This is a genomic window from Roseobacter sp. MED193 (genome assembly GCF_000152965.1).
Lineage (GTDB): Bacteria > Pseudomonadota > Alphaproteobacteria > Rhodobacterales > Rhodobacteraceae > Pseudophaeobacter.
Genome location: NZ_AANB01000013.1, coordinates 1 through 25601, shown reverse-complemented (window position 1 = coordinate 25601; position 25601 = coordinate 1). Strand labels below are relative to the sequence as shown.

Genomic DNA, 25601 nt, shown 5'->3' with positions numbered 1-25601 from the left:
TGAAACAAGGAAAAACTCATGACTTCTTTTGATCTTTCGCGCCGTGGATTGATTCTGGGCGCCGCGGGTGGCGCCGCCCTTCTTGCCGCCGGACGCCCACACCCCCTGCAAGCCGCGGGCCATGCAACGGCACCACTTCCAACCTTCTATGATCGTATGGTAGGCAATCTGCGCGTGACGACATTGCTGGACGGGTATTTCAAGCTCGATCAGAATCTTGTGACGAACCTCGGGGACGAGCAAATCGCGGAAGGAATGAAGGCGGCCTATCTTGACCCCGCGAATCCGATTCCGCTGGCAATCAGTACTCACGTCATTCGCCAAGGAGACCAGGTCAGCTTGGTCGATGCTGGTGCGGGCAGTGCCTTTGGACCAACAGCAGGCAGGTTGCGCACATCGCTGGAGTTGCTTGGCGTTGCACCTGAAGACGTGACGCGCATTGTGTTGACGCACATGCATCCGGATCACATCGGGGGATTGATCGCAGATAATGGCCCGGTCTTCCCGAATGCATCGTTGCATGTCAGCGAAACCGATCATGCCTTCTGGACGGACGAGATGATCGCATCGGGTGCGCCGGAGTCTTCGCAAGGTTTCTTTGCCTTGGCACGTGCTGTCAGCGAGGCCTACACTCAGCGGACCGAAATGTTTGGCGACAATACCGATCTTGGTGGCGGCCTCACCACTTTGGCAATGCCGGGGCATACCCCAGGACACAGTGGGGTCCGTGTGTCGGATGGCTCTGATCAGTTGATCATATGGGGAGACAGCACAGCTGTGGCGTCGCTGCAGTTTAGCCACCCTGATGCCGGTATCGCCTTTGACGCAGATGGCGTGCAGGCCGCCGAGACGCGCCGCCGTGTCTTGGATATGGTGGTTGCCGACAAGATCGCCGTTGCGGGCACCCATTTGCCGTTCCCTGGTATCGGTCATGTCGAAGAAAAAGACGGGGCCTACGCTTGGGTTCCAGAAGAATGGCAGCACATATAAAGCAGTCGTCCCACCAAGCTGAGAGCTGGTCGCGGATTTTCGGACCGGTCGTTACACTTAGGTAGCTACTCAAGACCTCGGCGAAGATGACGAACCGGACACGCTACGCCTGCTGAATGGCGCTGTCGGACCAATTCCAATTTGTCCGACAGCGCTACTAGGGCGACATCATGCTGACAACCCGCGCGATTGGTTCCCAAGGGTTCGGGCACGAGAAAATGCCCTGTCAGAGATGTCAGATTTTTCAAATTCACGAAAACAAAACAGCACATTGCGCCACCCCTCTTTGTTCCAGCCTAGATTTTCGTCATCCCGTCGGATCTCAATGAGGTGTAGAGGGCCGTGCCTAGGATCTTGTCATCGCCATGATCTTTTCTTTTTGAGCCGGTTGCATATTGGCGAGGAAATCATAGGCATTGTCATTGCCGAAGCGGACAATCGAATTGGTGACGCGAACCGCAGTTTCGTCCCGCTGAGCGGACTGTCGGAACTGTTTGGTTCGGGCAGGTTTGGACCGGGTTTTCCGACATGCGGAAAAGAAAAAGCGGGCTTTGAGAAGGGTGTTTTAACTTCTCAAAGGAGATCCCCATGTCCATGACCGTTCAACCCCTGCCAGACCGTCCGGATCCGACCGTGATCGCGGCGCAGAACGACGCGTTTCGCAAGCTCGCATGCCTTGGAGTGCCGCCCGCGCGGCCCATCCAGGGCCGGATGCATGTCACCCGCGCGCTTATGGAGGCCGGTGACGGCTTCATGGCCGAGGCGGTGAAGGCGACCGGTGAGTTTGCCACATTCGAGCCTGAGAATGATCCCGAGGGATGGCACGATTTTGGCGCGGTCGAGATCCGGGGCGAGACCGTGTTCTGGAAAATCGATCTCTATGAAGCAGACTCGGATTTCCGCTACGGGGCTGAGACCCCGGACAATCCCGCCACCACCATGCGCGTGCTGACCATCATGCTGGCGCGCGACTGGTAGGGCAGGGGACACCCCCTGCTGAAACCCCAGGCGATGAAGGCCCACTGACCCCTCAAAGGGAGAGTGGGCCTTTTGTCGTGGTGATCCCTGAAGCCGGGGATTGGTCACGCGGGTGAAGGCGCGGGCCACACCTCACCCACCTGGAAGGATACCCCATGACCACGAACTTTGCCCCTCTCACCGTCGCCATCGGCGATCTGGTCCCGCATCCCGCCAATGTGCGCAGCAACTCGCCGGAAACCTATGATCCCGAGAACATCGCGCATCTGAAGGCCAGCATCGCCGTTCTGGGCCTCTTGCAGCCGATCCTGGTCCAGAAGTTCGACGGCAAATACGCCGTGCTGGCCGGTGGCCGGCGGCATGCCGCGCTGAAGGAGCTGGTCGCTGACAAGGCCATCAAGGGCTTCACGGCGAAGACCAAGGTGGACTGCCGCCTTGTGCCAGAAGACTGCGACGTCACCACGGCGCTGTCGCTCGCCGAGAACGTCACCCAGGCGCCGATGAACGCCATTGACGAGTTCGAGGCTTTCGCCCGGATGATGGAGGTCGATGGCCAAACGCCCGAGACGATCGCAAAGACCTTCGGCACCACGGTGGCCGCCGTGAAAGGCCGGTTGCGCTATGGCCTTATCCACCCCGACATCCGCGCCGCGGCCCGGGGCAAGGTGATCACGCTCGACACGATGAAGGCCTTTGCTGAGCATCCAAGCCAGGAGGCGCAGCGCGAGGTCTTCGAGGCGCTCACGAAGGACGGCGGCTATCTGCAGGCCTATACCGTCCGTCAGGCCCTCAAATCCCGCGGCGTGCAGGTCAGCGACGATATCGGGGCTTTCGTGCGCGTGGACTACGAGGCGCGTGGCGGTGCCGTCGCAGCCGATCTGCTGGATGAGCATTCCGTGCTTGAGGATGCGGCTCTGGTCGAGACCATCTTGCTCGAGAAGCTTGGTGCAGCCGCCGAGGACGCCCGTATGAGGCTGGGCTTTGCTTGGGCCGATGCGATGGTCCGCTATGATTACGCGACCATGGCCGATTACGGCCGCGTCTATCCCGGCCCGATCGAGCCTGATGAGGCTGCGCAAAAGCGCGTGGATGAAATCACCGCCGAGCTTGAGAAACTGCAGCTCGAGATGGAGGATGAGGGGCTCGAGGACGGTGCCTACAACGCCCTTTACGAGCGCGTGGACGCCTTGGAAGAGGAAGCCCGCGATCTGCAGGAGGCCTACAGCGCCGAGGACCTCGCCCGCGCTGGTGTGATTGCCTCGTGGCAGGGTGGGCAGATCACGCTCCATATTGGCCTCGTGCGCCCGGAGGACACCGTCAAAGAGGAGGGTGCGCGCGGCTCCTCGGCTAACCCGACTGGGGAGGAGGCCCCAGACGCCGGAGAAATCACCTATCCAGCCTCGCTGGCAGAGGACCTCAAGACCGAGCGGGCCATGGCCCTTGGCGCCGCGATGGCGCTGCATCCGGAAGCCACGCTCGATCTGACGCTCTTCAAGCTGGTCAGTGACGTTCTGGCCAGCGGCATGAGTGTCACACAGGCGATCAAGATCGATGCCCGCAAGGAATACCGCAGCCATGCCAAGATGGACGAGATCGACGAGACCTCGCTTGAGCAGGTGGCGGCGGCGCATGATGCGCTTGACCTCTCCTGGCTCGATGATACCCGCCCGCCCGCCGATCAGTTCGCGGCGTTTCGCGCGCTGAAGACTGGGGAGAAGGCCAAGCTCGTGGCCTATGCCACGGCCAGCACCACGCAGTCCTGCTTCGCGCGGGACCGCCAGCGCGACAGCCTGATGCATGCGTTCGAGATCGAGATCATGCCCGACATCCGCGCCCACTGGACGCCGAATGCGGCGCTCTTCAACCGCTTCAAGAAGGCCTGGCTCCTGAAGATCCTCGGTGAGGATCTGGGTCTCGCCCAGGAGGCTGTGACGCTCGCCTCGTCGAGCAAGAAGGAGATCGTCGCCTTCTGCGACAAACTCTTCGCTGAACCCTTCGCCACGCTCACCGACGCGCAGCGCGCTGCCGTGGCCGCCTGGTGCCCGCCGATGATGCAGACCGCCGGTGTCGCCTGTGATGAGGCGGAGCCCACTGCGGAAACCCCGGAGCCTGACAGCGAGGTCGCGCAAGCGGCCTGAGCCATTACGCGACCCGCGCGTGGACCACGTCGCCCGCGCGGGTCGACCCTTCCAAACCGAACAGAAAGACATCCCCATGGCTATTCTCAAGTTCTCTGCCTCCGCAGTTGCGGCGCAGATCGCCCATGCGCGCGCCTGCAAAACCTTCCTGCCCAACTGGAACGGGCCCGTGGACAGGCCCGCCCTGATCCTGATCGTCGGCAATGGTGTGCATCTGCGCTCAAACGGCATCGATGGCACGACCACCCGTATCGTCACCACCGAACAGGCCGATCCGTCCTTCGCCTTCGCCGACGGCATGAACCCGTTTCGGGACACCGACTGGATGGCGCAGCGCCGCATGGCGTTTCGCGATCTGACCGGCCAGTTCTACACCGACACCCTGGATGACGTGCAGGTGCTCATCGACCGGGGGCGGGGGGCCATCCGGCTGGCCACCGATGGCCACAGCATCCGCGTCTTCGTGCGCCGGGCCTCGGACTATCTCATCGGCGGGACCTACGAGGTGCCCTCGGGCCTCGGCGGCACCTTCCGGGTCATCCTCGAGGATGCCTGCGACACCTTCGCGATCGTGCAGAACTGCGGCAATTGCGAGGATTTCGACGCCATGCAGCCCTACCGCGTGCCGCTCGATGCGCTGATGGAAATCGATGACCGGAGGGCGGCGTAACGCGCCCTTTCTCAAACAAGCATCGCCAATACCCTGCCAGGCCTGCGGCCTTCTCGGGACATTGGCGACAACAATTCCCCCAATTAGAGAAAGGACTCTGAGATGGGATGGCTCTTCTACACCGACCGCCGCGTCAAAACCTACGCGGATGAGAAAGCGGAAATCGCCCGGCTCTGCACCTCTCATGGCGACACGCGCAAAACCGAACTGGTCAAAGCCTGCAAGGTCGGCTCCACCTGGTATGCGGCGGCAAGGGTCACCAATCTCGACGGCACCGCTGTCGAAGACGCGACCTATGTGACCGATGTGGATGGCTCCATCACGTTCGGGGCTGTCTTCCTCACCCGATATGATGACGGCTGCTGGGGCTACAAGGACATGGAGGAAAGCGCTGGCCCGAACGAGTCTCGTGCTCCCCTTGCGTTGATCGGGCTCCTCTCCAACCTGAAAGACCCGGACAGCTACGCCCAGGACTGGCGCCAGCGCTGCCGGGATTGGGCTGCGATCCCGGACTACGAGGAAGGCGACAAGATCAGGCTCGCCACCCCTGTGACGCTCACCGATGGCAGCACTTGCCAGATCGTGACCGCGACGCACTACAGGCGTGGGCGGCAAAAACGCCGCTGCTACCGCATCGAGGAAACCGGTGGGCTCGTACGCCTGTCGAAGGCCTCGCTTGCGGGCTCGGAGCTGCTCAGTTTCGCGAAGGGTGCGGCCAGTCCTGTGCTGGCGGAGTATCTCGCGGGGCGAGACTAGGTGCTGCGCCGGACGGTTCATCGACCTGCCCGGCGACAGCAGATCCTGCGGCTTATCTTGACAGAGCAATGCAAATGCATTACCTATCGCAGGCAGCAAAGACCCCCATTCTTTCAGGAGACTGCCATGACAGCGCTCGCACAAGATGTCTCGAAACTCACGGATCGGTATCAGACGACCGTGCCGGCGGGTGTGCGCAAGCAGCTCAAGCTGGGCAAGGGCGACCAGATTCGCTACTGCACCGAGCCGAGTGGCAGGGTCTATATTGAGCCCGTGCGCAGCGACGAGGAAGATCCTGTGCTCGGCGCCTTTCTCGATTTTGTCGAGGCCGATATCAAGGCGCATCCGGACCGCATTCGGGCGTTCGATGGGGCTTTGCATGACCGTCTTGCAGCACTGGTCGGAGACGTTGACGTCGATCTCGATGCGCCGCTATCGCTCGAGGATGAATGAGCGGCGATAGCGTGCCCGCTCAAGCGCCCCTTGTCGTAAACGGATGGTCGATTTATGCGCATCCGCTCTTTCTGGACCAGCTCGAAGGGCTGACCCTGGAGGTCGAGGCGCGTAAGGCACGCGATCCCAAGACCTGGCGCAAGAAGAATTCCACGAAACGGCTGGCCGCCATCTTCAAGCTGGTCACCGAGGCCATACCGGCAGATCCGGGTGCCGCCGCCTTCCGGCAAGGCGGCACACTCGGCGATCACCGCAAGCACTGGTTCCGGGCGAAATTCTTCCAACAGTATCGGTTGTTCTATCGGTTCAACAGCGATGCGAAGGTCATCGTGGTGGCCTGGGTGAACGACGACAAGACCCTGCGCGCCTATGGCAGCAAGACGGATACCTATGCGACGTTCAAAGGGATGCTGGAAGATGGCAACCCACCTGACAATTTTGACGCGCTCCTGAAAGAAGCCGCGGCGGCGGACAAGCGGTTCGAAACTTCCCTTGAAGCGGCGCCCGATCGGTAAGTGGCCTAGGATGATTTTCTGCGACCCTAACGGCACCGCCGTTTACGGTATCACGCAAGGTGATGTAACCTCACGCCTTAACACGGTTGGAGAAAACGCAATGGACGAAACGGGAAAGGAAGGGCCACTTCTTGGTCTCGATGAGCAATGCGCGTCCCAGATGAAGCGGGGCCGTTTGCCAGTCGCGGTGCACGTTGCAGACATGCCCCATGGCCTTGGCAAGCTTCTGGATAAAGCTCTCGAGGAGCATTTCCATGGCCGCTGAAGCGAATTCTTATGACGCCTGGTTTTGCGCGCAGGTGCAGGCCGCGCTGGAGGATGCACGCTCGGGAACATCTCAGGTTCAGGTGATGCAGGCCGCACAGGCATTGATTGATGCGAAACGGGAGGTCGAAGCCAAGTCCTGACCAAGCCTTGGAGGTCAGCGCGGTCTGACCCCCGTCACCATGAAAAGCGAAAGCGGGCTTTTTGTCCTTTGGAACTCAGACCCTGATCCAAAGGAAAATCCCATGTCCAAGCCCAATCCGGCAAGCCCGGCTCTCTCAACCTCCGACGCTGATTTCACCTCTGCGCTGGCGCAGATCGGCGCGGAGATCGACCATCAACCCCTGCGCAGTTCAGCGCTGGCGCGCATCATGCGCGAGACGTTTCATGGCAGCGATGCCGGGGGCGCCTGGGACTGGCGCATAGCCTATGACCTGATGCAGGCCGCAGCCATCCAGGTTGTGCTGCGTGGGGACGGCGCGGCAGGTGACTTCGCTGCTGCAAAGCTGCTTGCCTCACGGCTGCTGACGGAAACCCGCCGCTCCGAGCAGCAGATCCGGCTGCAGCAGTTTTCCACGCCGCTGCCATTTGCGGCGCTGGTCTTGCGGGCCGCGGCGATCCGCAAGGGCGAGACCGTTCTGGAGCCCTCGGCTGGCACCGGTGCCCTGGCAGCTTTCGCCGCCCGGGCTGGTGCCACGCTTTTGCTCAACGACATCGACCCCTTTCGCCAGTGCCTCCTGCGGGCCCTCTTCGGTGGCGATGTGACGGGCCATGACGGTGAGCATATCGACGATCTGCTGCAGACGCCGGTTCTACCCGACGTCGTGGTGATGAACCCGCCCTTCGCCTCCTCGGTCGATCGTTCCCGCGACAAGCACATCGCTGCAAAACATCTCATCGGGGCTGCAAAGCGTCTCGCGCCCGGCGGGCGGCTGGTGGCGATCATGCCGCCGGGATTCACGCCCGAACGCGATGCCGCGCATTGGTCCCGCGCCTGCGGTCTCCTGACGCCACGCTTGGCGCTGACGATGCCGGGGCAATCTACCGCAAGCTCGGCACCTCTGTCGAAACCCAGCTGATGGTCTTCGACAAGGTGCAGGAGGACGGCGAAATGATCCGCGCCGCGGTTCAGGATCTGGAGGAAGTCCTTCCTTTCGTTGACGCCGTGGCCGCGACCCGGACCGAGATGCGCCCAGTCCAACGGGCGGCAGCGATCCCTCATACTCGGTCGAGCGTTCCATCATCTGCCCCGCGCAAGGCCGCCGCTGCGCCTGTCGCCCCCTCCAAACCCCGGGCCAAGGCCGTTGTCCCGCTCAGCTTCACAAGCCTTCAGACCCCGCGCGACAACACGCCCATCTCGGACATCTATGCGCGCTACCGTCCGCAACGGATCGAGATTGCGAGTGCGCAGGAACATCCCACGCCGCTCGTTGAAAGCATCGCAATGGCCTCGGTTGCCCCGCCCATGCCCTCAAACACGGGCAGTGATGACTTGCGACTGCCCGCGAAGCTGATCGAGGAGGGTCACCTCTCCGAGGCGCAGCTGGAAACCATCATCATGGCGCATGACGCCCATGGGCGCGACCTGCCCGGTCGGTTCACTATCGATTACGACCAGACCAAGCTGACGCGCGCCGATGATGACCAGGATGCACGTGCCTATCGCCTTGGCTATTTCCTCGGCGACGGCACCGGTTGCGGCAAGGGCCGCGAATGCGCGGGGCTCATCCTTGTCAACTGGCTGGCCGGGCGCAGAAAGGCGATCTGGGTCTCCAAATCCGCCACGCTTATTGAGGACGCGATCCGCGACTGGACCGATCTCGGCGGCTCGCCTGCCGACATTCAGCCGCTTTCCAAATGGAAATCGGACCAGCCGGTCCCGATGGGCGACGGTATCCTCTTCGTCACCTACGCCACGCTGCGGTCCGCGGGCAAATGCGGCACCACGCGACTGAGCCAGATCCTCGAATGGATGGGCGCGGAGTTCGAAGGCGTGCTGGCCTTTGATGAGGCCCATGCCATGCAGAACGCAGCAGGGTCCGAGCAGGGCAGGGGGGTCAAACCCTCCCAGCAGGGCCTTGCTGGCCTGCGGCTGCAACTGGCAGCACCCCGCGCCCGCGTCTTCTACATCTCGGCCACGGGTGCCACGAGCGTGCACAATCTCGCCTATGCCGCGCGGCTGGGGCTCTGGGGGCAGGGCCCCGAATACCCCTTCCCAAGCCGCGAGAGTTTCGTTTCTGCGATGGAAGCCGGCGGCGTGGCTGCCATGGAGGTGGTCGCGCGTGATCTTAAGACGCTCGGCCTCTACACGGCGCGCGCCCTCAGCTTTGATGGCGTGGAGTATGACGTGCTCGAACACGCGCTCACCCCGGCCCAGATCGAGATCTACGACGCATACGCGGGTGCGTTTCGGACGATCCACCACAATCTCGAAGCGGCGTTGACTGCGACCGGCGTCAACGATGCCTCGGGCGAGACCAATGCGTCGGCAGCACGCGCCTCGGCCAAATCTCGCTTCGAGAGCACGAAGCAGCGCTTCTTCAACCATCTCCTGATGGGCATGAAGGCTCCAAGCATCATCCACGCCATCAAGGACGATCTGGCAACGGGCAAGGCTTGCGTCATCCAGGTGGTTTCGACAGGTGAGAGCCTGCTGAAACGTCGACTTGAGACAATGGACCCGGAGGATGAACTCGTTGAGGGGGCCTTGACGCCGCGCGACTATGTTCTGGGCTACCTCGAACAGGCCTTCCCGATTCATGCGCAAAAGCTGGTCGAGATCGACGGCAACATGGTGGCCGAACCTTTGCGGGATGAGACCGGCGCGCTCGTTGTCTCGCGCGAGGCGCTCGCCCTGCGAGATGCGGCCATGATGGAGTTGATGACGCTCGCCCCGATCCCTTCGGCGCTGGATCAGATCCTCTGGGCCTTTGGCGACGAGGCCGTGGCAGAAGTCACGGGGCGGTCCATCCGGCCCCTCAAGTCCGAGGATGGTCATCTCTTCATCGAAAAGCGCGCCGCCAGCAGTAATTCATCCGAGACCCAAGCCTTCATGGACGGCGAGAAGGATATCCTTATCTTCTCCGATGCAGGCGGTACGGGCCGGTCCTATCACGCGGCGCAAACGGCGAAGAACCAGAAACGGCGCCGGCACTACCTGTTGGAACCCGGCTGGCGCGCCGATGCGGCCATCCAGGGGCTGGGCCGCACCCATCGCTCGGCCCAGGTCAGCGCGCCCTTCTTCCGCGTCTGCACCTCGGATGTGCATGGCGAAAAGCGTTTCACCTCGACGATTGCCAAACGCCTCGACCAGCTGGGGGCCTTGACCAAGGGTCAGCGCGAAACCGGCTCGCAGGGCATGTTCCGCGAGGAGGACAATCTGGAAAGCCCGATCGCGCGGGCCGCACTACGTGGGTATTTCGCCGATCTTGCCGCCGGACGCGCTGAGGCGATGAGCTACGAGAGCTTCACCGACTGGACGGCCCTGCGGCTGATCGACAAGGACGGGGTGCTGCTCGAGGAGCTGCCGCCGATCCAGCGGTTTCTCAACCGGGTGCTTGCCCTTCCCATCCACATGCAGAACGCGCTCTTTGCCGAGTTCATGCGTCGGATCGCTGATCAGACGGAACGGGCGCGCGCGGCGGGCACGCTCGATCTCGGCGTGGAAACCCTGCGCGGCGAAAAGATCGAGCAGGTCTCCACCGAGGATCTCTGGACCTGCCCGAAATCCGGGGCGGTGACGCGGATCATCGGACTTGAGGTGACGGACCCGGTCCACGTGCTGTCGGCGGATGACGCCCTGTCGCGCAATCCCGACAAGCTACCGATGGTTAACCGTGCTTCGGGACGCGCAGCGCTCATCTCGGCGCGCCCCATGCAGATGTATGACGAGGACATTGTCACGCTGATGCGCAAGGCGGTGCGGCCAAACGGGTCCAGCTATCTGGAGGAGACGCGGTTCGAGTCCTCGGCCTGGGAAGACATCGGAAGGCCTGAGTTTGCAAGGCTTTGGGATGCCGAGGCTGCGTCCCTGCCAAAAACCACCACGATCAAGCTCTACCTGCTGACCGGGCTCTTGTTGCCTATCTGGAAGGACATTCCGACCACCAATGAGCGCATCTACCGGGTCACGCCCGACGGGGCGACCGCGATGATCGGGCGGACGCTGAGCGAAGAAGGGGCGGCCGCGCTGCGCGCCCGCTTCCTCGTCTCCAATCCGCAAACACCGCAGGAGATGCTGACCGCCGCCCTCGGCACCACCGCGCCGGTCGATCTGGGCCGGGGTCTGACTCTGACCCGTCGTCGTGTCGCAGGCGAGATGCGCCTTGAGTTGGGCGGTGCGGATCGGGGCATGATCGACGGCCTCAAGGCCCTCGGCTGCTTCACGGAGATCATCGCCTTTCAGTTGCGGGTGTTTCTGCCGCACGGGGACGGGATCGACACAGCGGGCATCCTCTCCCGGATTGTTGGAACCGGACCAGACGCCACTTGGGACGTAACTTCAGTGGCAGCAGAATAGGCGAGGGGACGATCATGACTCTCGGAGAGATCAAAGCCGCCATCGATGCAGGTCAGACCGTACATTGGGCCAACACCGGCTACCGCGTGCACAAGGACAGCCTCGGCCAATACCTGATCACGTTTGAGCCGAACGGTAGCACCATCGGGCTGACCGACCGGAGCGGGCAGCGGTTGAACGGGGAGGAAGCAGAGTTCTTCATTGCGGGATCGGAGGAGGGCGACGAGAATACCCAGGACAGCCATCCGAGGCCAGACGGGCAGGGGAGGGGCGTCGTACCCGGCGGGAAGGTGGCACAGTCTTTCAGGCGTCAGCGCTAAACTGAAGGTTGGGAAGAAAGGAAAGCGAGCTTTCTGGTTTGTGATCCCTCAAGGGGTCGAGAAAGCAATCCCGGATGCGCTGGCAAGAACGTCAGGCACCGAACAATCTGAAAAGGAACCATCCCATGTTCGCAGGAACCCTCACCCGCAATGTCGAGACCGCAGCCGCTCAGTACACCGGCATGATCCACTCGACGCGCTTTGACATCGCCATCCAGTTGGAGGCGCGGGCCAAGATGTCCGAACGCAGCCCGGATTTTGACGTGACGGCAGTCAACAAATCCGGTCGCAAGGTGCGCATCGGCACGGCCTGGAACGAGACCGGCAATACCAGCGGCAACCCCTACGTCTCGATGCAGATCGATGTCGGCTTGGGCCCGTTCCGGGTCAACGCGGTGCAGACGAAAGAGGCGCGCGCGACCCAAAGCGGCGACTTCGAGATCATCCCGCTGGTCTCGAACGGCCTGATGAAGTCCGGCTCGATCTCGGGCGAGTTGACCGCCATGGACGCTGACAACGCCTTCACCGGCTACATCGCCAACATGATGTTCGATCTGGAGTTCATGCTGATCGAGAACAGCTACAAATCCGAGGAGACCCACCCGGATTACCGCGTCGAGGTCAGCTCGCCCCGGGGCACACCGATCCGCGTCGGATCGGCGTGGATGGCCAAAAGCAGCCGCACGGGCAATGACTACCTGTCGCTGCTGATCAACACGCCCGATGGCGATCTGCGCGTCAACGCCGTGCAGAACGAAAAACAGCGCGGCGGGCAGACCTTCTCGATCATCCCGTTCATCGACAGCGGTGAGCAACCGCAGGACGCAGGCGCGGGGCTGTCGCTGGTTGCCTAATCGGCGCGCGAGGGGGAGACGATCTGAACCGAAAGGGGAGCCGTGGGACCACGGTTCCCCTTTTTCTGTACTGGTGTGGTTGAATGAACCCGGCGTACATTGCTGACGTTCGTGTCGCCCGCAGCTAATGCTACCGAAGAGCCCAGAAGATCCAATGCTGCACGTTGCATCAATGTCCGCTCTTTTGCGCAGATGAAAATGTAGGTCTTTTTGTTAAGGAATCTCAAGCCGGTTGGCATTGACGCAAAGCTTTTTGCCCGTAGAAATACGGATTGGTGTTTGCGCCGACACCTGCGATGAATGCAAATGGCCGTCTCATATCCAACAAACTTCTGGCGGAACACTTTGCTATGGGCGCTTGCCGTCATGCTCGCTCTCGGCGGGGTGGCGTTTTTTGAACGACAGAACTTGGTGCGTGAACTGACGATCAAAAGTGAAACGCTGCATCGTCTGGCCTCACAGCGGGCTGATCAGCACGATGCGCATCTGACATCGTTGTCTGCAATTTTTGTGGCTGGTGGGATGGAGCGGCAGGACTTACTGTTAGACGTGGCCGCGACGATCAGGCGGTTTTACCCACGTATTACGTCGGTGAATGTTGTCCCATACGTTCCGTCCCAAACCGCCATAGAAACGCAGCCCGGTCTTTCGTTACAGGCGAGGGAACGCGTCATTGAATTGGCCCGCCGCTCGACCGGGGCTTTGCAAATTGGGCCAATGCCGGACCTGCCGGATCACTATCTGCTAGTGAAACGCACCCCTAATTCTGATGCGGCACGGCACGGTTTAGCGCTGGTGATTGACGCCCGCGCGCTGATTGCCACAGATGATCCGTTTTGGGACACGCCATCAGCTTCTTTGCGTCTGTCGACGCCTGATGGTCAAACGGCATTGGTCGGTGAGGTTTCATCGGGTGAGACTGGGTTTTCCAAACCGCTCGGCAGTGCGTCTCAGCCTTTGGTGTTTGAGACCTCTTTGACAATTGGGCTGTCTGACCTGTTGCCGGTCGAGACAGTGGTCTTTGTTATCGCACTGGTCACGGCCCTCTTTTTGCTGTCAGCCTTCGGTCTAAAGCAACGCGCGCGCACCAAAGATGCAGAAGACCGCGCCAAGCTGAGCGCGCAGGAAACGCGGCTAGCCCACGCCTCCCGCGTGAATGCAATGGGCGAAATGGCCAGCGGCATGGCGCATGAACTGGCGCAACCTCTGACCGCAATCCTGAGTCAAGCGCAGGCTGGCCGCCATTTGGCGCGGCGTGGTGAGGTCGCACGTCTTGGCACTGTGTTGGACGACACGGTATCCCAAGCACAGCGCGCGGCAAATCTCCTTGATCGCCTGCGAAGGTGGAGCAAACCGAACCGTGCCCCGTCTGAGGCCTGTTCCGTCCATGAAGCCGCGCAAAGCGTTAAAAATCTGTTGGCATTGGAGGCCAAGACGAAGGGGGCTGGCATTACCCTGTCGCTGTATGATCACCCACTTTTCATTGACGCCGATCCGGTCGAGTTGGAACAGGTTGTGTTTAATCTGATGCGCAACGCGCTTGATGCCTCGGACGAGGCACAGGTCACGATCCGCACGTATGTCGATGGCCCGTCGGTCATTTTGGATGTCAGCGATACCGGGCCGGGGGTGTCTGACGACCTTAGGCCTCGCGTCTTTGAGCCTTTCGTGACAGGCAAACCGGATGGAACGGGGCTTGGCCTTGCGCTGTGTCAAAGGCTGATTGAGGAAATGGGCGGTGATATCAAGCTGCTCGACGACACCGACCAGACCACGTTCCGTTTGTCCCTGCCGCGCTCAATCAAGACGGTGAGACCATGACCAACCATGTTTACCTCGTTGATGATGATGAGGCTGTTCGCAACGCGCTGAGCCTTTTGTTGGAAACCGTCGGGCTGAATGTGTGCAGTTTTGCCTCGCCCGAGAAATTCCTGAGCCAAGTGGCAGACTTGACGCCGGGATGCCTGATCCTTGACATCAGGATGCCTGCTATTTCGGGGCTGAAACTGCAAGAAAAGCTAACCGAGAAAGGCGTGTCATGGCCCACCGTCATTATCAGCGGACACGGCGATATCGAGGCGTGCAGGCGCGCGTTTCGCAATGGGGCGATTGATTTTCTGAGCAAGCCCGTCGACGAACAAAACCTGATCGACGCAATCCAGAAGGGTCATGCAGAGCTGGAAGCTAACCAGCAGGCTTTGGAAGAACGCGCAGAAGCGGTGGCATTGGTGCGCAATCTGTCCACACGCGAACAACAGGTTCTTGAGATGATCGCAAAGGGTCTGACGACCAAGCAAATCGCTGACGCGCTGACCCTGTCACCCCGCACAGTTGAAAGTCACCGCGCGGCTATTGCGGCCAAAGCGGGCACGTCCTCGGCGGCGGAATTGACCCGTTATTGGTTGGATGCACAGGCAGACTAACACACTTATCAGTAGAACTACGGACACCTTTGCGGATGCTACGAATATCGCCGATCACAGCGGCGAATTAGAACTGGAGCATCAGTTCAACAAAAGGAAATACACAATGATCCGTTCCATCGCACTTGCCACAGCTCTGCTGACACCCGCTGCAGCCTTCGCCCAAGACCTGCCCACAGCTCCTTACTTGCCGCTCGATATGGCAACCACAGCAACACAGGCTGCCGTCGCTGCATGTTCTGCCGAAGGTCACAATGTCAGCGTCGCAATCGTTGCGCGCAGCGGCGAGACCAAAGTGCTATTGCGTGCCGACAACGCGGGCCCGCATACCGTTGGGTCCAGCACAGGCAAAGCGTTCACATCCGCCAGTATGGGCCGTGACACGGCAGGTCTTGCGGGGTTTATCGGTGGTAACCCTGAAAACGGTGGTCTGCGCGATATGGACAGCCGTCTGGTGATCCAGGCTGGCGGCCTGCCCATCCGGATCGGTGGCGCATTGGTCGGTGGCATCGGTGTCGGTGGCGCACCATCTGGCGCAATTGACGAGACATGTGCCCGCGCAGGTCTTGACGCAATCGGTGCTGAGTAAAGTACATGGCCCGTCCCTCGGGGGGCGGGCCCCTCTTTCTGAAAGGCAACATCATGTTTCGTTTCCTGCTGCTCGCTTTGGTAATTGGTTCTTTTGGGTCTGCCCATGCGCAGACAGCCCCGTCAGCATCAGACATTGCGTCCTACACAGGTCTGCATCTTGCCGCCCACGAAGGCGACGTGGATGTAATTAACCGACTGATCGGAGCAGGTGCCGATGTGGACATCCGAGATCGATCCCAGCGCACGCCTGCTCATGTCGCGGCGTTCGCATCACACGATGACGCGCTGACGGCACTTGCAAACGGAGGCGCGGATATGAATGCGCTGGAAAACCGCGTCTATGACGTGCTGACCATCGCCGCTGTCGCGAACGATCCTGAAATGGTGTCACTTGCAATGGAACTCGGGAACGCCCCTGACCTGATCACCAGTGTCTACGACGGGACAGCCCTTATCGCGGCCGCCCACCTCGGGCATCACGACGTTGTTGCACGTTTGGTGGATGGCGGCGCACCACTGGATCATATCAACAATCTGGCGTGGACGGCTTTGATAGAGGCTGTCGTTTTAGGAGACGGCGGCCCAGATCATATCAAGGCGTTGCAAATCCTCGTTGATGCAGGAGCAGATAAATCCATCGGTGATCGCGATGGCGTCACACCGCTGCAACACGCCACGTCGCGCGGCTACGCCGAAATGGTCGAAATCCTGCAATAGGATGTGGGGCAATGACCTTACCAAATCGTGCTATTTTGAAGGCTGCCGTGCCCACCAACCTCAATGCAACCTTCCCATAGCAGCCGTTGGCGCAACCGCAGCGAAAGGGCACTTTGTCCCGCATCCTACCAGTTCGCGCACGGCGCAGCGAAGGTCCGGTCTACAACTTCCCGGCCACTCCATGGCTCTAAGGCTAGTCAGTGAAGACCTGTCTCGCTGACGCCAGTCTCATCCAATCCCGGCCGCCGAACGCGACAAGAGCGAGATATATCTGTGCGGCGTCTACATGCGGTTTGAATACGATGGTCAGTCGCTGACCGGTGCCGCCATGGCGCACCAGCCATCCGTCCAACTTGCCGCTGAGGCGAGCACCAGATTTTGGGTTTGCGGCAATGTTCTGGATAAGGGCATCGATTTCATCTAGTCGACGGCTCGCCGCTGCAAGGTCACCGTCAGTCACGTCGACAATATGATCAACGATACCGATAAGGTCCCGTTCGAAGAACGGATGCCTGATAAATCGCATCAGGTCTTTTTGGCCATCGCCGCAAGATGGGCCCGTGCGCTGGCCGTGACGTCGGACGCTTCGCCGACGGGTTCCCATTGGTCGAGTGGCAGAGACAGGCGGCGTTCCAATTCAGCCTCAAACAAAGACCGTTCACGATCTCGCTCTGCCTTGGCCTTCGCCAATTCACCCGAAACAGCCGCGCTCATATTTGGGTACTCTCCAGCTTCGACCAGTTCCTTGGCAAATGTGTAGGCCGTGTCGGTGAAACTGACAGATTGCTTTTGAACGCTCATGGCAAACTCCTTGGTGCTCCAATAGACTACCGAATTTTGCCGCTTCTGGCAAGCAGGTCGGGCCGACCGAGCGAAATGCGTCAATAGCCTTGCGGCCTCCCCGCTCGGCTGCGCGTGTCGCAGGGGAGAACGGCCCTTCGGTCCGTCGCGCATTCGGCCATGCGGCCTCACCGCGGCGTCGCACCCGGCATCCCGGTTTGCCCGCCTCGCGAGCACGTCCCACCCCGGCCGCTCCGCCGGATTGCGCTCTGGTCTGTTTTGGCCCGAGGCCAAAACGATCCCGCCACTGCATCCGTCTCCCGCGTCCGGTCGGGCCGTTTGCCTGCTCGTGTCGGGCAAACCTACCGTCAAAACACACACACACATGAGTGCGGAAGCATATCCTCCGGATGGCCCCCAAATCAGCCCGCGTCAAGGATCGCAAAACTTTTCGGTGAGGGCGAGGCTAGTGGCGCGGGGCGGTCCCGTGCGTGAGGACGCGCATGTGTCGAGTGTTGCGCGCAGAAAACTTTTGCGCCCGGCAAGCCGGCGGCTGCGCCGTCCCTGACCCGGGCAGATTCGGAAACCAGACATTCGGCCATGCCCCCACACTCACGTGGTGGCTCTATAACCGAACACTGGAGACCAGACATGGCTTACGACACCGCAAACACCTACGAGACCATCGAGCTTTTCGGACTGACCGAGAAGGACGCACAGCTGCCGATCCCGGAGGATCACGTCCTGACCGACCGCATCATCCGCGAGAGCTTCGAGGCTTTGCTCGGGCAATTGCGCAACACCGGCCTCGAAGCGGAGATCGAACCGCTCGCGCACGGGCTCGCGACGATCCTGCAGCGCCGCAAGTTGGCGCTTGGCAAGGAGGTCGACCGCACCGCCGACAAGATCGGCGCCCTGGCAAAATCCCACGATGGATCGGAGATCGCCGAGACCGCCATTGAGGAGGCGCAGGCGCGCTTTGTGCAACTGCGCGAGATCGTCGGCGCCATCGAGGTGATGAGCGAGGCGGCGGCGGAATGCTACGAGATCGAGACCGGTCACGCCTTCATCCCGGCAGCCGGGTCGCGCGCAAGCGTCCGCGCGCAAGAGACCGGGGCGGTCTTCGAGGCACGGCAGCTCCTCGAGCAGCACGACCGCGAAACCGCCGAGAAGTCGAAAGTCGAGGGGGTGCCCCTGATCGTCTCAGGCGCCACCGACTGGACCGATGTCGATGTGATCTTCAACACGCTCGACAAGGTTCGCGAACGGATCAAGCAGAACCGCAACCAGGAGATCTTCCTCTGCCACAAGGGTGGCAAGCACGGGGCGGAGATGATTGCGGCCCGGTGGGCGCGCGCACGCGGGGTCGCACAAGCGCGCTTCGATCCGCGCTGGTCCGCGCATGGGCGGGCGGCACCGTTCAAGTGCAACGACGAGATGCTGGACGACAAGTTCGCGGCGACGGGGGTTGTACTCTTCGGCGGCAACGGGGTCGCGCTGAACCTCGGGCAGAAGGCGGAAGCGAAAGGCCTGACGGTCATGCGGGTTGCTGACCCGGCTAAGAAGGCGTCGCAGGATTGAAGAGAGGGGGTCGCGCTTGGCGCGGCCCTTTCGTCATGTCTTATGGCGCGTGCGATTGGTCATGCGTGATCGGCAGTCTGCGGCGGCCAGCACCGTTATCCCTCTACCCGGTCCGTCAGCGTGCGGCCCATCCGCATCGGTACGGGCTGGGGATGGTGCGCACCTCACGCACATCGTCAGCGGGGCAAGACGCGAGGGGTCGAGACATCGCATTTGAGGCTGAAGACCAGCACGACCCTCGGAGGGTGTTTCGGAACATCGCATCCACGCGGGCGGGCTCCGTCAGTACCCCGGCCAGGATCGGCGGGACGAGGACGCGGATGCTGGCTGCGGCGTGATGGCAAGGGTCATTTGGGTCTCTCCTTTTTGCTCATAGATGTGGATCGCACGGGGTCGGCCCGTCCGTGCCCTCAGCTCACGCTTCGGCAAGCACAAATACGGCTTCCACGGCTGGCCGCGGACCCTCCGCATTTGCGCTTGCGACCGAGCCTTTTGCCCCCGTGCCGGGTGATCCCCATCGCAACAAGGAGTAACCCAAATGACCAACCACTACGTCGCCACCGTCCCCGTCAAGTTCACCGATACCGATGGCCAGGAGCGCACCCGTTTTCAGCGAGTGGGTGCGATGTTCCGCAACACCCGCAACGGGGACGGCTCGGAGTTCTTCAGCCTCAAGCTCGACTTCCCGGTCGCGGTCTCGGAGCTGGTGATGTTCCCACCGAGCGCGAAAGATCCCCAGGACTAAATCCTCTGACGAGGATGGGCCGCCCCAGGACGATCTTGGGGCGGCCCGATCCCTGTTCCAGGGATGCCGGTCCCTGCGCGTTCAACGGACGCACTCCGCCCGGAATGACCAGGCCGCGACAGACCGGCCCGTCAGCCTCAAGGGGGCCATCCACAAAAACCTATCGGCCAGGGCCTCCCGGTTTTTGCGGCAGAGATTTGGGGACCCAAATCTGGCCCTCCTTGACCCTGCCTGTCCGCCCTGTCGGTGGGGTTTGCGCCCGCCCGCGGTTCCGTCCGAACACGTGCGTGTTCGGCCAGACCATCGGGCGGTGCTGGGGAAGGGGACCCATTGGACAGGTGGGTCGCCCGGTGGTGATGAGGGCGGCAGAGCCGCGTCCCTGCGGGCCGCGGCGTGAAGCGGACACCAAGGCTGCCTGATCCTGAATGCTACGTAAGTATATAATTGACAGGTGGATATATTATCGTAAGGTGGGGGCAGCCTTGGTGGAAGGTGGCAGGAAATAGGGGGTCTTTCTTCGCATGTCGCGCTCAAAACGTCTCACAGATGCGGACCGCATGGAGATCGTTCGCGAAGCTGCGGAAGGCGTTTCCACTTCAGTGCTGGCGGAACGGTTTGGCGTGTCGGTGCGGGCGATCCAGTACACGCTCAAAGCCGATGCCGAGCGCCAGACGGATGCCGCAATTCCGGTCTCAGCGGTCAGTGTGAAGGTCACGGCCGCGGAGCTTGCGGCGCTCGACGCGGTCCTTGCGACAGCCGGAATCGAGAGCCGTGCCGAGGGGCTCAGGCGGCTCATTCAGGCGGCAGGCGGGGTGTTCGTTCCGGACGCGCAGATGGCAGCAGAGATGGCGCGCTACCGCGCCTCTCTGCACGAGGTCGGTAATGGGGTCGCGCAGATCGCCAAGCAGATGGCGCAGGCCAACCGGCAGGGGCAGGGGGCCGGCTCGGAGTTCACCGAATTGCGCCTCGCACAGATGCGCGGGCTGGCGCGGTTCATCCTGGATTCCGCTGACGAGATCGACCTGCTCCTGCGCCGCCGTCGGGACGCGATGCAGCTGCAGGCCACGGCCGCGCTGAGGGAGTTTGCCCATGCGGCTGAATGATGCCGTCCATGCCGTCACGGGCGAGGTCTTTCGGGATGGCTGGAGCCGCGTCCGGGGCTCAATGCAGGGGCTGCACGTGGCCAAGCAGACCCAGCTTGTGCGCGCGGCAGCAGGGCATCGGCCAGCAGTCTTCAAGGCGATCCGGGGCGGGGGAACGCATACCAAATCGCAGCTCGCAAACCAGCTCGATTACCTCACCACCAAGTCCACCCATATCGTGGACAGTAGCGGGTTCTTGGATGGCAAGACGAAGCTCGAGGCGGGTGACATCAAGGATCTGACCGAGCGCTTTGCCAAGCGGTGGGATGCGGGTTTCAAGCCCAAGCTTGGGCAGACCACCCACATGCTCATGTCCTTCCCCATCGGCACGCGCGGGGAGGATGTGCGCGACATCGCGACGGATGTGGCCGAGCGGTTCTTCCAGACCGATAAGGGGCATTTCGACTACATCATCGCGGTGCATGAGGACCGCGATCACCCGCATGCGCATCTGGTGCTGAACCGCCGCTCGCAGGAAGGCGAGTTCTTCTTTCTGGGGCGCAACCACCGCTTCAACTATGACGACTTCCGCCTCGCCATGGTCGAGGAGGCGGAGAAGTATGGTGTACGGCTGGAGGCCACGCGGCGGGTGGATCGCGGCGTCGTGCATTACCCAGCCCGCACCAGCGAGGTTTACGCCGCGAAAGACGAGGGCCGCGCGCCCCGCGAGCGCGAACGCGTGGGGCAGGACCTGACCCGGACGCTGGCGGAGATCGCTAACACCAGAACCGTCTACCATTCGCTTGCCGCAGAGGCCTCCCGGGAGGCCCGGGAAGACATCGCCGCGGCACTCTTCCGCGCGGGCGAGGTGCTGGCGCATGGCGGACAGATGGACCGAACAGGAGATGTGTATATGGCTGAGGATCAAAGCTTCGAGGATCTCAGAAGCCTCTATGCCGAGAAGCTCGCGCGGGTGCAGGGCATGATCGCCGAGAAGTCTGACGCGGAACGTCCCGTGCTGGAAAAACGCCTCATCGAGATCCAGACACAGGTCCAGCACATGCAGCCCTTGGGGCTGCGCTCGGGCTCGCTGTCAGAGGCCCCCTCGGAGGGCGGGATCTATTCCGAGGCCAATATTGACGCCAATCAGCGCGAGCGACTGGCCGAGCCCGACCTGAGATCGCGCATTGACGCGGCACTACACGGCACTGGGATCAGCACATCGGAAGTGGTGGCCCGGATCGAGACCGCGGCCTCGAGCGCCGCGCTGGAGCATCAATGGATCGCAGATGATCTTGCCAAGGTGGCCGAGGCACGCGATCTGAACCTCGAACGCCGCGCCGATCTGGAACAGGCCCGCGACATTCTCAACGATGTACATGTGGAACTTGGCACGCTGTTGGAGCGCGAGAACGTGCTGCGCCGGGATGGCGTCATGGAAGCGGAACCGGTCAGCGAGCGGTTCCATTATCATGAGGGCGCGGTGCGGGAGATGGAAGGGACAATCCGTCAGGAGATGCGCGCAGAGGGCCTGACAGCGCAGCAGGTGGAGGACCGGGACTGGGAGGTTGTCTCACGGGCGGAGCGCCGGATCGAGACGGAGCAGCGTGCATATCTCGAGGCACACCCGGACCTGCTCGCACGTCCTGGCGATGTGATCGACCGGTCTGAACCCTACAGGGAAACCATCACCGATGCGGCCCGCGCCAGCGCGATCACCCGCGAGGTCGACCGGATCATGGAGGGACGCGACGTCCGCACGCCCGTTGCAGGTGCTGTCACGGATGAATTCAGGGAGCGCTATCCGGACATGCCGTCCCACCTCGCCCGCGGGCTCGGCGCGACCTATGCGGCTGTCGTCGAGATCCGGGACACGGAGGCCATCAATCAGGTCCGCCGCGAAACCGAGATGCGCGACGGGCTTGGGGTTGGCACGCGCGACGACATCCTCGCAACCCGCGATGGAACGCCGATGCGGTCTGACCGTGCCGACCGCCTTGCAGACGAGATTGCGCGTGTCCTGGACCATGAGCGGGCGGGGGAGTTGTCCGCGCCCTTCGAGAGCGAGGCGGAGCGGGACGCCTTCCGGGGCGAGATCGCGCGGGTGATGGATGACCGTCAACTTGAGCGGCTCACATCCGGCGATGCCGATGCGCTGGAAAAGGTTCTCGAGGACCGCCTCGACCGGCTCTATGTCGCCAAGGTCTATCTGCAATCCGATGCCGCGACGGCCAACACGGAGGCCTTGCGCCAGGTGGTCGATGATCTTGCCGACACCGAATATGAAAAACACCGCACTGGCGATGTGGATGGCGAGACCGAGCGGGGACAGGTCCATTGAGCGCGCCCATGGGAAAGGCGCGGATCGCGACCGGTGTCTTGTTGGTAACGCTGGTGACCGCCGCCATGGGCTATACGATCGCCTCGGCGGTGCTGACTTACCAGGATCTCGGCTTCGGTGCCGAGATCGACTTTGCCTACATCGCGCAGAACTACATGGCGATCCTCGATCGCCGCCCGGAGGACGCCCAACTCATCCACCTGATCATCGGCAGCTTCGCCGCCGCCGGCCTCATGCTGAGCCTCGCCCTCTCGGGGTCCGCCCTGACACGCTTTGGCCAGACCCATTGGCAGACTGCGCGCGAGATGAAGGCCAATGGCTTCTTCGGGGCGCCGGGCACCGGGTTCATCCTCGGCAAACTTGGGCCGCCGGGCTCCCGCGCAAATTACATTTGCTCGAAGGTTTTTCCGCATGCGCTGATTGTGGCCCCCACGGGCCGCGGCAAGACCACGGGCTTTGTCATTCCGAACCTGCTGACCTGGCAGGGCTCCGCCGTGACGCTCGATGTGAAGGGCGAGTGTTTCGAGGCCACGGCCCGGCACCGCGCAGCCCAAGGCGACAAGGTCTATCGCTTTGCCCCCACCGATTGGGAGGGCAAGCGCACGCATCGCTACAATCCGCTCCTGCGCATCTTTGAGCTGAAAGATCCCGCGCGCCAGCAGATGGAATTGCAGCTCTTGGCGACGCTCTTTTTGCAAAGCGACAACGACCGGGTGCAGGGCCTCCTCAAGGGCGGGATCGATCTCTTTGTGGCAGCAGGCCTGCTGGCCTTCCAGCGCAAGCGCCCCACCTTGGGCGAAATCTATCGCATCGCCGCCTCGGGCGGGAACAAGCAGAAGGAGTACTTCGCGCGGGGCCATGAGGTGGATAACCGGGCCGCAAAACTGATCTTCACGCGGTTGGCTTCGACCAACAATGACACCCTGACCTCTTACGTCTCGCTCCTGATGACCTCGGGTCTCGATCAATGGCAGAACCCGGCCATCGATGAAGCGACGGCAGTCTCGGACTTTGATTTCCGGACGATCCGCAAGAAGCCCTTTTCGGTCTATCTCGTGGTCCAGCCGCTAATGGTCAAACCCCTCGCGCCGCTGATCCGACTCTTCTTCTCCGATCTGCTCTCCGCCATGCAGGAAAAGGATCCCGGGCCGGATGAGCCCTGGCCAGTGATGATCATGCTCGACGAGTTCAATCGCCTCGGCAAGATGCCCATCGTGGTCGAGAGCATCGAGACCTTGCGGACCTATCGTGGACATCTGGCCGTGGTCACGCAAACGATCCCCGCCCTCGATGAAATCTATGGCGAAAACACCCGCCGTGCGCTGCAGGGCAACGCGGGCGTGAAACTTTATCTCACGCCCTCGGATGAGAAGACCGTCGAAGAGCTCAGCAAGGCTGTCGGCAAGACCACGAAGACCGTCATCACGCGCTCGCAGTCCATTGGCAAAAACCCCTTTGAAGGCCGCAGCCAATCCACGCGGACCGAGGAAAGCTCTTTGTTGCCAGAAGATGAAGCGCGCCGTCTGCCCCTCGATGAAATTGTCATGGTCATCGATGCGCAGATGCCGGTCCGTGCGAAGCGGATTCAGTACTTCGACGATCGGCTGTTCAAGGCGATCCACGCGACACAGACGGGCGAGTTGCCGTTTCCGAAGCCTGGGGGAGGTGGGTTGCAGGGCACGCTGCCGCTGAGTGTGCGCGCCATGCCGATGGCGCCGCCGCCGGACGGGCCAAGTGGACCCGAGGCCGATGTAGACGTAGCAGGCCAGCCTACTGATGCTGAACATTCAGGGCAATCTGATGTTGTTCCAAAGAAGACGGCGCCCGTCGTTCAAGCCGTCATCGCCAAGGAACAGCGTCAGATGGAGATGGATTTTGGCAGCCAGGTCGTGGATGCCGAAGCTGCGCGCGTCGTTGATGAGGCGCAAATGCGCTCTGCTGTCGATGGCTTGGATGAAATGGAAGCGATGCTGCGAGAGAACGGTGGTCAAAAGCTGGTTGCTCGATAGGGTGGCGGACATCGCATGCTTGTCGGGGAGGACGGGGAGCGGTCATTCGCTGCGGCTTGAACCAATGTCGGCATTGTAGAGCCTCACACGCCGGGGGGACAACGCGCTCGATCAGAACCTACGCCAGATCGCGACCGTGTCGGCGCGTCCCCACCAACACGTTCATTTCTTTACGACCAATGCCGGATGTCTACCTCGCCAATATCGTGTTACATTGACAATGGAACCACGAGGAGGAGCGGGATTTTGCTGGAACATGCACTTGTTTTGGATTCGTTAGGGGCGCCGATCAGGCACCGGCAGAAAACCCATTCAGCTGATTGGGACGAAGTGGAGGACTTCTGCCGGTCGGTCTATATGCGATATCGGGTGCGGCCTTTGGATCGCTTGTCCCTGCCGGATGCGACCATGATTTCGGCGAAGGCGGGCTGTGTGACCATGACCCGGTTTGCCTACGGCACCGGCATTCACCTTGACCGTTTCGATCCTGATGCCGGAAACATCCTTGTTCTTAACACCCTGCGCGGGGCATTGGATCATCAAACCGATGGTGGCTCTATTGCAACCGCTGCCGGGGAAAGCTTTGTCGTAGATTGCTCCCGAGCCGAATATTGGCTTGAGGGTGATCCCGACCATATGCAGCTGAACCTCACGATCCCGCATCAGGCGATGGTTGATACGGCCGAGAGGTGGTTCGGTTTCGTGCCGGATGACCGCCTGTGGACGAGCCGTGTCAAGATCGGCGGCCCCAACTCAGCCTGGCCCGCGCTTCTCGATTATGCCACCCGTGCCTTAACGCGCGCGGGCGAAGTCTCATCCGACGCAGTCTTGGTGCGGCATATCGAAGAGATGCTTTGCGTCGAACTTCTGCGACA

22 protein-coding genes and 2 pseudogenes are annotated in these 25601 nt (G+C 61.8%); 22 read left to right on the top strand and 2 right to left on the bottom strand.

Annotated features, from left to right (window positions below; genetic code table 11):
- The first annotated feature begins 18 nt into the window (after window positions 1–18).
- From MED193_RS02015 to MED193_RS01945, 16 genes and pseudogenes are all read left to right on the top strand, one after another.
- Window positions 19–990, top strand: coding sequence for an MBL fold metallo-hydrolase (locus tag MED193_RS02015; RefSeq protein ID WP_009807958.1), 972 nt, complete (start codon window positions 19–21; stop codon window positions 988–990).
- 588 nt (window positions 991–1578) lie between these two features.
- On the top strand, window positions 1579–1968 hold the full coding sequence (locus MED193_RS02010) for a DUF3768 domain-containing protein (RefSeq protein ID WP_009807957.1): 390 nt from the start codon (window positions 1579–1581) through the stop codon (window positions 1966–1968).
- 155 nt (window positions 1969–2123) lie between these two features.
- Window positions 2124–4106 (top strand): ParB/RepB/Spo0J family partition protein, encoded by a 1983-nt coding sequence (locus tag MED193_RS02005; protein WP_009807956.1) that lies wholly within the window; start codon window positions 2124–2126, stop codon window positions 4104–4106.
- Window positions 4107–4182: 76 nt separating this feature from the next.
- On the top strand, window positions 4183–4776 hold the full coding sequence (locus MED193_RS02000) for a hypothetical protein (RefSeq protein WP_009807955.1): 594 nt from the start codon (window positions 4183–4185) through the stop codon (window positions 4774–4776).
- Window positions 4777–4878: 102 nt separating this feature from the next.
- Entirely contained in the window at window positions 4879–5532 is a 654-nt protein-coding gene (locus MED193_RS01995) for a hypothetical protein (RefSeq protein ID WP_009807954.1), read from the top strand.
- Window positions 5533–5658: 126 nt separating this feature from the next.
- A complete protein-coding gene (locus MED193_RS01990; RefSeq protein ID WP_005668772.1) occupies window positions 5659–5985 on the top strand; it encodes a type II toxin-antitoxin system PrlF family antitoxin in 327 nt (108 codons plus the stop codon).
- Window positions 5982–6500, top strand: a complete 519-nt coding sequence (locus MED193_RS01985) for a type II toxin-antitoxin system YhaV family toxin (RefSeq protein WP_009807953.1) — start codon at window positions 5982–5984, stop codon at window positions 6498–6500. The genes MED193_RS01990 and MED193_RS01985 overlap by 4 nt, the downstream gene beginning before the upstream one ends.
- A gap of 100 nt (window positions 6501–6600) precedes the next feature.
- Window positions 6601–6765, top strand: coding sequence for a hypothetical protein (locus tag MED193_RS23035; protein ID WP_169730253.1), 165 nt, complete (start codon window positions 6601–6603; stop codon window positions 6763–6765).
- Complete coding sequence (locus MED193_RS01980) at window positions 6755–6907, top strand: hypothetical protein (protein ID WP_009807951.1); 153 nt, start codon at window positions 6755–6757, stop codon at window positions 6905–6907. The genes MED193_RS23035 and MED193_RS01980 overlap by 11 nt, the downstream gene beginning before the upstream one ends.
- A gap of 102 nt (window positions 6908–7009) precedes the next feature.
- Window positions 7010–11283 (top strand): annotated as a pseudogene (locus tag MED193_RS01975) (strawberry notch-like NTP hydrolase domain-containing protein).
- 14 nt (window positions 11284–11297) lie between these two features.
- Window positions 11298–11603 carry a hypothetical protein gene (locus MED193_RS01970; protein WP_009807948.1) on the top strand — a complete coding sequence of 102 codons (306 nt, stop codon included), beginning with the start codon at window positions 11298–11300 and terminating at the stop codon, window positions 11601–11603.
- 125 nt (window positions 11604–11728) lie between these two features.
- Window positions 11729–12457, top strand: a complete 729-nt coding sequence (locus MED193_RS01965; protein ID WP_027238619.1) for a DUF736 family protein — start codon at window positions 11729–11731, stop codon at window positions 12455–12457.
- A gap of 366 nt (window positions 12458–12823) precedes the next feature.
- Window positions 12824–14278: a sensor histidine kinase gene (locus MED193_RS01960; protein ID WP_009807946.1), complete on the top strand. Its 1455-nt coding sequence runs from the start codon at window positions 12824–12826 to the stop codon at window positions 14276–14278.
- Window positions 14275–14880: a response regulator transcription factor gene (locus MED193_RS01955; protein ID WP_009807945.1), complete on the top strand. Its 606-nt coding sequence runs from the start codon at window positions 14275–14277 to the stop codon at window positions 14878–14880. The genes MED193_RS01960 and MED193_RS01955 overlap by 4 nt, the downstream gene beginning before the upstream one ends.
- A 106-nt stretch (window positions 14881–14986) precedes the next feature.
- Window positions 14987–15469 carry a heme-binding protein gene (locus tag MED193_RS01950; RefSeq protein ID WP_009807944.1) on the top strand — a complete coding sequence of 161 codons (483 nt, stop codon included), beginning with the start codon at window positions 14987–14989 and terminating at the stop codon, window positions 15467–15469.
- A gap of 53 nt (window positions 15470–15522) precedes the next feature.
- Complete coding sequence (locus tag MED193_RS01945) at window positions 15523–16188, top strand: ankyrin repeat domain-containing protein (protein WP_027238618.1); 666 nt, start codon at window positions 15523–15525, stop codon at window positions 16186–16188.
- A gap of 193 nt (window positions 16189–16381) precedes the next feature.
- On the opposite strand, the gene MED193_RS01940 is transcribed toward MED193_RS01945, so the two are convergent.
- Both MED193_RS01940 and MED193_RS01935 read right to left on the bottom strand, forming a co-directional pair.
- On the bottom strand, window positions 16382–16714 hold the full coding sequence (locus MED193_RS01940) for a type II toxin-antitoxin system RelE/ParE family toxin (RefSeq protein WP_009807942.1): 333 nt from the start codon (window positions 16712–16714) through the stop codon (window positions 16382–16384).
- Window positions 16714–16989: a hypothetical protein gene (locus MED193_RS01935; RefSeq protein ID WP_009807941.1), complete on the bottom strand. Its 276-nt coding sequence runs from the start codon at window positions 16987–16989 to the stop codon at window positions 16714–16716. Before MED193_RS01935 ends, MED193_RS01940 begins: the two co-directional genes overlap by 1 nt.
- Window positions 16990–17619: 630 nt before the next feature.
- Here MED193_RS01935 and MED193_RS01930 point away from each other — a divergent pair.
- The 6 genes and pseudogenes from MED193_RS01930 to MED193_RS01905 all read left to right on the top strand — a co-directional run.
- The gene (locus MED193_RS01930; RefSeq protein WP_009807940.1) at window positions 17620–18549 is read left to right on the top strand and encodes a DUF2493 domain-containing protein; all 930 of its coding nucleotides are present in this window, start codon (window positions 17620–17622) and stop codon (window positions 18547–18549) included.
- Between the two features lie 538 nt (window positions 18550–19087).
- Complete coding sequence (locus MED193_RS01925) at window positions 19088–19294, top strand: hypothetical protein (RefSeq protein ID WP_007120662.1); 207 nt, start codon at window positions 19088–19090, stop codon at window positions 19292–19294.
- A gap of 521 nt (window positions 19295–19815) precedes the next feature.
- Window positions 19816–20397 (top strand): helix-turn-helix domain-containing protein, encoded by a 582-nt coding sequence (locus MED193_RS01920; protein WP_009807939.1) that lies wholly within the window; start codon window positions 19816–19818, stop codon window positions 20395–20397.
- Complete coding sequence (locus MED193_RS01915; RefSeq protein ID WP_009807938.1) at window positions 20384–22717, top strand: relaxase/mobilization nuclease domain-containing protein; 2334 nt, start codon at window positions 20384–20386, stop codon at window positions 22715–22717. Before MED193_RS01920 ends, MED193_RS01915 begins: the two co-directional genes overlap by 14 nt.
- An 8-nt stretch (window positions 22718–22725) precedes the next feature.
- Window positions 22726–24726, top strand: a complete 2001-nt coding sequence (locus MED193_RS01910) for a type IV secretory system conjugative DNA transfer family protein (protein ID WP_009807937.1) — start codon at window positions 22726–22728, stop codon at window positions 24724–24726.
- A 369-nt stretch (window positions 24727–25095) separates the two neighbouring features.
- Window positions 25096–25601 (top strand): annotated as a pseudogene (locus MED193_RS01905) (AraC family transcriptional regulator); the annotation flags it as partial.